The sequence below is a fragment of the Mesobacillus sp. genome (assembly GCF_049588175.1).
Lineage (GTDB): Bacteria > Bacillota > Bacilli > Bacillales > Cytobacillaceae > Mesobacillus.
On sequence record NZ_JBAVFI010000341.1, the window covers coordinates 1 to 9,858 of the forward strand.

A 9,858-nucleotide genomic window follows, 5' to 3' on the forward strand; every position below is an offset into this window, starting at 1 on the left:
GCACGGAACGCATGTAGCCGGGATTATCGCCGCGAATGGAAGAATGCGGGGGATGGCGCCGGAAGCTAAAATTATTGCCTACAGAGCGCTAGGACCTGGGGGGAGCGGCACAACTGAACAGGTCATTGCTGCAATTGACCAGGCAATTGAAGATAAGGTAGACATTTTGAACCTTTCTCTTGGCAATGATGTGAATGGCCCCGACCTGCCCATCAGTCTTGCGCTCAATAAGGCTGTAGATAGCGGGATTACAGCAGTTACTTCTTCTGGAAACTCAGGCCCGAACCGATGGACGGTAGGATCACCTGGAACAGCATCCAAAGCGATTAGTGTTGGAGCCTCAACACCACCTATGAAAGTACCATATGCCACGGGATCTGTTTCAGCTAAGAAAATCCGGCTTGAGCCTTTGCAGGGGTCAGAACAATGGAATAACATCCAAAGCGAAAAAATCGTATTTGCTGGCATTGGCAGAAGTAATGAAATGAAAGATGTGAAAGACAAGCTGGTGATCGTTGAACGAGGGCAGCTTACTTTTACAGAAAAAGCGAAGAATGCCCTCAATGCAGGAGCTGTCGGAGTCATTATTTATAACAATTCAAAAGGAACTTTTTTCGGGAACCTGGAGGAAAGTCTGCCGATTCCTGTAGCGGCGATCAGCAAACAAGAAGGAGTATCCCTGAAAAAACAGCTTGAAAAAGGCCAAGCTCTATTAAGGGTAGAATTAATAGAAGAAAGAGATCTACTTGCCGACTTCAGCTCGCGGGGGCCGGTTACGTCAACATGGGAAATCAAGCCGGATATTGTTGCTCCCGGGGTGGCCATAAACAGTACAATTCCAGGAGGTTATTTGTCCCTGCAGGGTACGAGCATGGCTGCGCCGCATGTGGCTGGTGCAGCTGCTTTGATCAAACAGGCACATCCAGAATGGGAACCATACGAAATCAAGGCGGCAATAATGAACACTGCCAAGCAGATTGTGAATCGTGAAGGACAAATATATCGAACATATGAACAAGGAGCCGGCCGTATCCAGACAGAAGCGGCGATCAAAACAGAAACCATCGTCAAACCGGGATCGCTGCAATTCGGAAAGTTCCAGCTGGCAGATAATATGCACCGGCACAGTGCAAGGCTTGAAGTCAAGAATACAAGCACACACTCGAAGCACTATTCCTTTTCGATGCCGAAAAGAGAAACAGGGATTGAATGGGAGATGCCTTTTTCCTTTTCCGTTGAGCCAAATGAAACGAAGGTAGTGGAAATCGCAATGATTGCCCGTCCGGAGTTTTTAAAACAAAAAATTCATGACGGCAGCCTCGTTCTTGATGATGGCAAAAATAAAATCAGAATTCCTTATTTGTATGTCCTTGAGGAACCGGATTATCCAAGAGTCATGGGCTTTGATTTCGCGCCTGCTGACAATGCTGGTGCATATCGCTACGAAGTCTATTTGCCTGGCGGAGCTGATGAGTTCGGTATCGCCCTTTTCGATCCGGATCAATATCGCTTTGTCGGTTTCCTTGATTGGGGCAGGGGAATTAAAAAGGGAATGATGACAAAAGAAATTCGTATCGAAAATCTGCCAGAAGAAGGAGTATACTTAGCCAAGGTTTTTGCCAAAAAGGCAGGACGTGAAAGCACGATTGATACCATTATATCAATCAAGAAAAATCAGATTGAAGACGAAGCCGGAAGGAACTGAAATCCTTGCCGGCTTTATTTTGAAAAACTATTCAAATTGTTATTTTTAGATAGGGTAAAGGGTATAAAATGCACGTGAAAACTTTGTGAATTTTTTCACTCCAATGGATTGACTTTGATTAGAGCCTATTGTATGCTTATCTAGGTGTAAATGATAGGGTTTTCAAAAATATTTCGACAATATTTTTAAATGTTTTGCTAGAATAAATCCTTACATAGACATACGGACTGTTCAATCCCTAAAACGAGGATGTGATTGAATGCGTCAAAACAAGCGTAATCCATTGCAAGCAATGGCTCTGACGTCCGCGATTCTTTCTCAATTAGTCGGATCTATACTGATTGGCATTTTCTCAGGAAGATGGCTTGATCACAAAGTAGGAACCGAACCACTTTTTCTCATTCTCGGTCTACTCATGGGATTGGCTGCTGGCGTGTACGCCATGCTCCGTTTGATCCAACACTTTTTTTCAGGAGACTAATCTTTAATGTCAGAAATAAACCAAATGTTTCATCGGCAACGTCGGTATATGTACGTACTTTTAGCTGTTTATGTTCTTGGCTGGGGATTTACCTCCTATAAATCAATCTTTGCAGGATTAGCTCTTGGAACTGCATTCAGTTTCATGATCTTATTGCTTTTAGCCAAAAGAGCGCAAAGCTTTGATAAGGCTGTGTCTCAAGGGAAAAAGGTCCGTTCGCTCGGGTCGGTGTCTCGATTGGCAACAGCGGCAATCGCAGCAATGATTGCATTGGAATATGAAGATCAATTTAATATGGCAAGTATGGTAGTGGGACTAATGACAACCTATGTTGTTATTATCATAGATTATTTTATTCAAAGTTTTCTACAACATAAATAGCGGGGGAAGAGAGGTGAATACTGTTGCATCATGAAGCTCCATTAGTTCATTTTTTGGGACTTACTTTTAACTTAGCTAATGTCTTAATGATTACAATAGCAAGTGTTATTGTTTTTCTGATTGCTGTTCTTTCTACTCGGCGCATGGCGATGAAACCTACTGGAATACAGAACTTCTTTGAATGGGTTATGGATTTCGTCAAGGGCATCATCAACAGCACGATGGATTGGAAAGATGGCGGAAGATTCCACATACTTGGACTGACTCTGTTAATGTACATTTTCGTGTCCAATATGCTAGGTCTGCCATTCGCAATCGTGATTGACGAAACATTATGGTGGAAATCACCAACTGCGGACCCAATCATTACTTTAACTTTAGCCGTAATGGTGGTTGCACTTTCCCATTATTATGGAATCAAGTTAAAGGGCGGAAGAGAATATGCAAAGGGCTTTTTCAGTCCAATGAAATTCTTGTTCCCACTTAAGATTATTGAAGAGTTTGCAAACACCTTAACACTTGGTTTGCGTCTCTACGGTAACATTTATGCTGGTGAATTACTACTATCTCTACTTGCAGGCGGTTTGGCTGCATCCGGGATTGTTGGTACTATCGCAGCGATTCCTTTAACACTGGTTTGGCAAGGATTCTCCATTTTTGTTGGTACGATCCAAGCTTATATTTTCACCATGTTAACAATGGTTTATCTGTCCCATAAAGTCAGTCATGACCATTAAAATAAACCTGTTCATATGAACAACAATTTTTTTAAAAAAATTTTTCTATACAAACTAAGGAGGAACAAAATAATGAATCTTATAGCAGCAGCAATCGCAATCGGACTAGCAGCAGTAGGCGCTGGTATCGGTAACGGACTTATCGTTGGACGTACAGTAGAAGGTATCGCTCGTCAGCCAGAAGCACGTGGTTTACTTCAAACTACAATGTTCATCGGGGTTGCGTTAGTAGAAGCATTGCCGATCATCGGTGTAGTAATTGCATTCATGGTTTTAGGCCGTTAATCTTACGTAAATTATTCAAATGGCGAAGACGATTCTATTTGATGCTTCGCCATTCTTATGTACCCATAATGATTGAAAAATAATCAAATCGATATATTTCATCCTTTTATATTGAAGCAAAGGTTCCTTTCGCTCAATCAAAAAAGGGAAAGACTCTTGAAGGGAGTGAATCGAGGGTGTTAACAAGCCAATTTGTACTCGGTGCTGCAGAAACAGCACACGAAGGTATTAACGGTGGAGACATCGTATTCCAGCTAATTATGTTTCTTATTTTGCTAGCATTGCTTAAAAAGTACGCTTGGGGTCCGCTAATGGGCATCATGAAACAGCGTGAAGAGCATATCGCTGGCGAAATTAACGCTGCTGAACAAGCTCGTCAAGAAACAAGTAAGCTTCTAGCAGACCAACGTGAACTATTAAAGCAATCTCGTAATGAGGCTCAAGAATTAATTGAAAATGCGAAAAAGCAAGGCGATATTCAACGCGAAGAAATCATCGTGGCTGCTCGTGCAGAGTCAGAACGCATTAAAGAATCTGCGAAGCGTGAAATCGAACAGCAAAAAGAACAAGCTGTTGCTGCTATTCGTGAACAAGTTGCAAGTCTTTCTGTGTTAATTGCTTCTAAGGTGATTGAAAAGGAACTTACTGCAGCGGATCAAGAAAAGCTTATCAATGATTATATTCAAGAGGCAGGAGAAGGCCGATGAGCAACTCAATGGTAGCAAAGCGCTATGCGTTGGCTCTTTTCCAGTTATCGAAGGAAAATAACCTTCTGGCACAAGTGGAACAAGAACTTCGTGTAGTGAAGGAAGTTTTAGTGAATTCCAGTGATTTAAATGCAGTTTTACAGTCTCCTAAAGTCTCAGCTGCGAAGAAAAAAGAGATCATCAAAGACTCTTTTTCACAGGTGAATCCTTTCGTATTGAATACTTTAATGATTTTGATTGATCGTCACCGCCAGGACCAAATGGTCGAAGTGGTAGATCAATTCGTTGAACTGTCAAATGAAGAGCACGGCATTGCTGACGCAAAAGTGTACAGCATCCGCCCTTTAACACAAGACGAGAGTGATGCATTATCAGCGAGCTTTGCAGCTGAAGTTGGTAAAAAATCGCTTCGTATTCAAAATATTGTTGATCCTGAATTGCTAGGCGGATTGAAAATCCGTATTGGGAATCGCATATATGACGGCAGCTTGCGCGGCAAGCTAAACCGTTTAGAACGTAAATTGCTAGGCTAAGATTCGTAGATAGGGGGTAAACTCATGAGCATCAATGCTGAAGAAATCAGTGCGCTGATAAAATCGCAAATCGAGAATTATCAGTCGGAAATTCAAGTGAGTGATGTGGGTACAGTTATCTCTGTAGGTGACGGTATCGCCCGTGCTCATGGCCTCGACAATGTCATGGCTGGAGAACTTGTTGAATTTTCAAACGGCGTTATGGGTATGGCACAAAACCTTGAAGAAAATAACGTCGGTATTATCATCCTTGGACCTTTCGCTGACATCCGCGAAGGTGATGAGGTACGCCGTACGGGCCGCATCATGGAGGTTCCTGTAGGGGAACAGCTAATCGGCCGCGTGGTAAACCCACTTGGACAACCAGTAGATGGAATGGGTCCAATCAGCACAACTAAAACTCGTCCAATCGAGTACGCTGCACCAGGCGTAATGGACCGTAAATCGGTTCATGAGCCATTGCAAACTGGTATCAAGGCGATCGACGCTCTTGTACCAATCGGCCGCGGACAGCGTGAATTGATCATCGGTGACCGTCAGACTGGTAAAACATCTGTTGCCATCGATACAATCCTTAACCAAAAAGGCCAAGACATGATCTGTATCTACGTTGCAATCGGGCAGAAGGAATCAACTGTACGTAATGCGGTTGAAACTCTCCGTAAGCACGGCGCGTTAGAATATTCTATCGTTGTTACAGCATCTGCGTCACAGCCAGCTCCACTCTTATACCTTGCTCCTTATGCTGGTGTAACGATGGCGGAAGAATTCATGTACGATGGCAAGCACGTGCTTGTAGTATATGATGACCTTTCTAAACAAGCGGCAGCATACCGTGAACTTTCCTTGCTGCTTCGCCGTCCTCCAGGTCGTGAAGCATACCCAGGAGATGTATTCTACTTGCACTCACGCTTATTAGAGCGTGCTGCTAAATTGAGCGACGCTAAAGGCTCAGGTTCAATCACAGCACTTCCGTTCATTGAAACACAAGCAGGCGACGTATCTGCTTACATTCCAACGAACGTTATCTCAATCACAGACGGACAGATCTTCTTGCAGTCTGACCTATTCTTCTCTGGCGTACGTCCAGCGATCAACGCAGGTCTTTCTGTATCCCGTGTAGGTGGATCCGCTCAAATCAAAGCGATGAAGAAGGTTTCTGGTACACTGCGTCTTGACCTTGCTTCATACCGTGAATTGGAAGCATTCGCTCAATTTGGTTCTGACCTTGATAAAGCAACTCAAGCGAAACTTAACCGCGGTGCCCGTACGGTTGAAGTTCTTAAGCAGGACTTGAACAAGCCGCTATCTGTTGAAAAGCAAGTAGCGATCCTATATGCACTTACTCGCGGCTTCCTTGATGAAATTCCATTGCAGGATATTCGCCGCTTTGAATCAGAATTCCATACATGGTTAGACCACAACCGCAAAGAAGTGTTAGACCATATCCGTACGACGAAGGAACTTCCTTCAGATGACGATATGTCTGCTGCAATCAACGACTTCAAAAAGACGTTTGCAGTTTCTGAGTAAAAATTCAGGCCGGGCCAGGCTAGACCTTCACTCAAACCTTCAGGGTATGATCGGAAGGACTTGCCGGCCAGCTTGACATTTGACTTGAACAATCTTTGAAAAAGGGTGGTGAGAACCTAAATGGCATCTTTACGTGATATAAAATCCCGTATAACTTCAACGAAAAAGACGAGCCAGATTACTAAGGCAATGGAAATGGTATCTGCTGCTAAATGGAACCGTGGAGTAATGAACGCGAAAGCATTCGTTCCTTACATGGAAAAAATCCAGGAAGTGACTACTTCAGTTGCGATGGGCAGCAAAAATTCCAATCATCCAATGCTGACCAGCCGTCCGGTGAAGAAAACGGGATATCTAGTGATAACTTCAGACCGCGGTCTTGCAGGGGCGTACAATAGTACCGTCATTCGTCAGGTTTATCAGACGATCCAAAGTCGCCATAAATCAAACGACGAGTTTGCAATTATCGCCATCGGCAGAGTGGGCCGTGACTTTTTCCAAAAGCGTGGCATGAATGTTGTACTTGATATCGTAGGTATTGCAGACCAGCCGTCTTTCGCAGATATCCAGGACATAGCCAGCAGTACAGTTGGCATGTTCTCTGATGGAACATTCGATGAGCTGTACTTATACTACAGTCATTACATCAGCGCAATTTCACAGGAAGTGAATGCAAAGAAGCTGTTGCCTTTAACTGATATGGCGGCATCTGCAAAGCTGACTTCCTATGAATTTGAACCAGATGCTGAAGAAATCCTGGATGTTCTCTTGCCACAGTATGCAGAAAGCTTGATATACGGAGCACTGCTTGACGGCAAAGCAAGTGAACACGCTGCTCGTATGACAGCCATGAGAAATGCAACGGATAACGCGAAAGAGCTGATCAATTCACTCAGCCTAAGCTACAACCGTGCACGTCAGGCTGCTATTACACAGGAAATCACCGAAATCGTCGGTGGAGCCGCAGCGCTCGAGTAGAATGTATGATTGGCGCATGCCGCCAAAAGATTATTTTTGATGACAATCGGGGATGTGGCATGATGTCCACATCCCATCATGATGTATATATTTGAACAAGTACGTTAGGAGGGAACAAGATGAACAAAGGACGCGTTCTCCAGGTTATGGGTCCGGTTGTTGACGTTAAGTTCGATAGCGGCAATCTTCCAGAAATCTATAACGCTTTGAAAATTGTAAGTAACGATGCGGATGTTAACATCGAACTAACCCTTGAAGTAGCCCTTCATTTAGGTGATGATACAGTTCGTGCAATCGCTATGTCATCCACTGACGGCCTTAAGCGCGGAGTGGAAGTAGTAGATACAGGTGCTGCCATCTCTGTACCAGTTGGGGATGTAACACTTGGGCGTGTATTCAACGTATTGGGTGAGTCTATCGACCTTGATGCTCCAGTACCAGCTGATGTGCGCCGCGATTCAATCCACAGGGAAGCTCCAACTTTTGAACAGCTTTCGACTGAGGTTGAAATCCTTGAGACAGGTATTAAGGTTGTAGACCTTCTTGCTCCATATATCAAGGGTGGAAAAATCGGATTATTCGGTGGTGCCGGTGTAGGTAAAACGGTTTTAATCCAGGAATTGATCAATAACATCGCTCAAGAGCACAGCGGTATCTCTGTATTCGCTGGTGTTGGTGAGCGTACACGTGAAGGTAATGACCTTTACCACGAAATGACGGATTCTGGCGTTATCAAGCAAACTGCGATGGTATTCGGCCAGATGAACGAGCCGCCAGGAGCACGTATGCGTGTTGCCTTGACAGGTTTGACAATGGCAGAATATTTCCGTGATGAGCAAGGACAGGACGTTCTATTCTTCATGGATAATATCTTCCGTTTCACGCAAGCAGGTTCTGAGGTATCTGCCCTGTTAGGCCGTATGCCATCAGCGGTAGGTTACCAGCCAACTCTTGCAACTGAAATGGGTAAATTACAAGAGCGTATCACATCTACTAACGTAGGTTCTGTTACTTCAATCCAGGCGATTTACGTACCAGCCGATGACTATACGGATCCGGCTCCGGCTACGACTTTCGCTCACTTGGATGCAACAACGAACCTTGAGCGTAAACTTTCTGAAATGGGTATCTACCCTGCGGTGGATCCACTTGCTTCGACTTCACGTGCATTGACACCTGAAATCGTTGGCGAAGAGCACTATAACGTAGCTCGTCGCGTACAGCAGACGTTACAGCGTTACAGAGAACTTCAGGACATCATCGCGATCCTTGGTATGGACGAACTTTCTGATGAAGATAAGTTAATCGTTCAACGCGCTCGCCGTGTTCAGTTCTATCTATCACAAAACTTCCACGTAGCTGAGCAGTTTACTGGTCAGAAGGGTTCATACGTGCCAGTTAAAGAAACTGTTAAAGGTTTCGCTGAAATCCTTGACGGGAAATATGACCACCTTCCAGAAGATGCATTCCGCCTAGTTGGCCGTATCGAAGAAGTTATCGAGAATGCAAAACGTATGGGTGTAGAGGTCTAATAACGGACCAGGAGGGTAAAAAATGAAGACGATTAAAGTCAGTGTTGTTACTCCCGATGGGCCGGTGTATGAGGGAAATGTAGAAATGGTAAGCACGAAAGCTCGCACAGGTGAGCTCGGAATCTTACCAGGCCACATTCCAATGGTTGCACCGCTACAAATTGGCGCTGTCCGTTTGAAAAATGGCAGCAATACTGAATTCGTTGCGGTCAGCGGCGGCTTCCTTGAAGTCCGTCCTGAGCAGGTAACCATCCTAGCTCAATCCGCTGAACAATCTTCTGAGATCGACCTTGAGCGTGCACTAAGAGCAAAAGAACGCGCTGAGCAGCGCCTGCATGAAAAAAAGCAGGAAAACGTTGACTTCAGACGCGCAGAACTTGCCCTTCAGCGTGCGATCAATCGTATTTCAGTTGCTGAACGCAAAATTTAATGATGAACACCCTTCAGATTTTTTCTGGAGGGTGTTTTTTATTGTTGAGTGTGGAGAATCTACTATCCAATTGATATGCATATCTGGGAGCAGCTTCCGTTTCGCTATAAAAACTAAAATTTAGCTATTAAAAAAGTATTATCGCTATAAAAAATCGTAATTCGCTATAAATAATCAAATTTCGCTATAAAAGTTTTATTTTCGATATAAAACTTTTTGTTATGAAAATGGAATGTATTTAAACCCAGAAATTATGCTAAATAAATCATGGCTAGTCACAGCTCTTACACAAAATACAACAGGTTGATCAAGAAACTGCTGGTTTGAGATTGACTCCTCATTCATGTCCTAAATAATTAACCCGAGAAAAACAAAAAATCCACAATTCCACCATAACCTCTGCTGTAACAGAACATAAAAATGTTGATAAACATCACTGACAACTAAATCCAAATGGAGTAAATATAGAATGTAACCGAATGATTTTCTTTAGTATCAGCGCATCTTTTATGTAAAAAGCTTATTTCGTGGAAAAAAGGAGCATGCGCCTTCCTGC

General features: G+C 43.7%; 11 protein-coding genes. All 11 read left to right on the top strand.

What is annotated here, in order from left to right; genetic code table 11:
• The coding region (locus WB217_RS08485) for a S8 family serine peptidase (protein ID WP_423992504.1) at positions 1 to 1,705 on the top strand (1,705 nt) is incomplete at its 5' end.
• Positions 1,706 to 1,964: 259 nt separating this feature from the next.
• A complete protein-coding gene (locus WB217_RS08490; RefSeq protein ID WP_335377310.1) occupies positions 1,965 to 2,186 on the top strand; it encodes an AtpZ/AtpI family protein in 222 nt (73 codons plus the stop codon).
• 6 nt (positions 2,187 to 2,192) lie between these two features.
• On the top strand, positions 2,193 to 2,567 hold the full coding sequence (locus WB217_RS08495; protein WP_423992506.1) for an ATP synthase subunit I: 375 nt from the start codon (positions 2,193 to 2,195) through the stop codon (positions 2,565 to 2,567).
• Between the two features lie 23 nt (positions 2,568 to 2,590).
• A complete protein-coding gene (atpB, locus tag WB217_RS08500) occupies positions 2,591 to 3,304 on the top strand; it encodes a F0F1 ATP synthase subunit A (RefSeq protein WP_335428305.1) in 714 nt (237 codons plus the stop codon).
• Between the two features lie 72 nt (positions 3,305 to 3,376).
• Positions 3,377 to 3,589: a F0F1 ATP synthase subunit C gene (gene atpE / locus WB217_RS08505; protein WP_026572680.1), complete on the top strand. Its 213-nt coding sequence runs from the start codon at positions 3,377 to 3,379 to the stop codon at positions 3,587 to 3,589.
• A 176-nt stretch (positions 3,590 to 3,765) separates the two neighbouring features.
• Positions 3,766 to 4,296, top strand: coding sequence for a F0F1 ATP synthase subunit B (gene atpF / locus WB217_RS08510; RefSeq protein ID WP_423992509.1), 531 nt, complete (start codon positions 3,766 to 3,768; stop codon positions 4,294 to 4,296).
• Entirely contained in the window at positions 4,293 to 4,829 is a 537-nt protein-coding gene (locus tag WB217_RS08515; RefSeq protein WP_423992511.1) for a F0F1 ATP synthase subunit delta, read from the top strand. Before atpF ends, WB217_RS08515 begins: the two co-directional genes overlap by 4 nt.
• Positions 4,830 to 4,853: 24 nt before the next feature.
• Positions 4,854 to 6,362: a F0F1 ATP synthase subunit alpha gene (atpA, locus tag WB217_RS08520; protein WP_423992513.1), complete on the top strand. Its 1,509-nt coding sequence runs from the start codon at positions 4,854 to 4,856 to the stop codon at positions 6,360 to 6,362.
• 120 nt (positions 6,363 to 6,482) lie between these two features.
• Positions 6,483 to 7,340, top strand: coding sequence for a F0F1 ATP synthase subunit gamma (locus WB217_RS08525; RefSeq protein ID WP_423992515.1), 858 nt, complete (start codon positions 6,483 to 6,485; stop codon positions 7,338 to 7,340).
• Positions 7,341 to 7,459: 119 nt separating this feature from the next.
• On the top strand, positions 7,460 to 8,872 hold the full coding sequence (gene atpD, locus WB217_RS08530) for a F0F1 ATP synthase subunit beta (protein WP_423992517.1): 1,413 nt from the start codon (positions 7,460 to 7,462) through the stop codon (positions 8,870 to 8,872).
• Positions 8,873 to 8,894: 22 nt separating this feature from the next.
• On the top strand, positions 8,895 to 9,302 hold the full coding sequence (locus WB217_RS08535; RefSeq protein ID WP_335428298.1) for a F0F1 ATP synthase subunit epsilon: 408 nt from the start codon (positions 8,895 to 8,897) through the stop codon (positions 9,300 to 9,302).
• Positions 9,303 to 9,858: the final 556 nt, after the last annotated feature.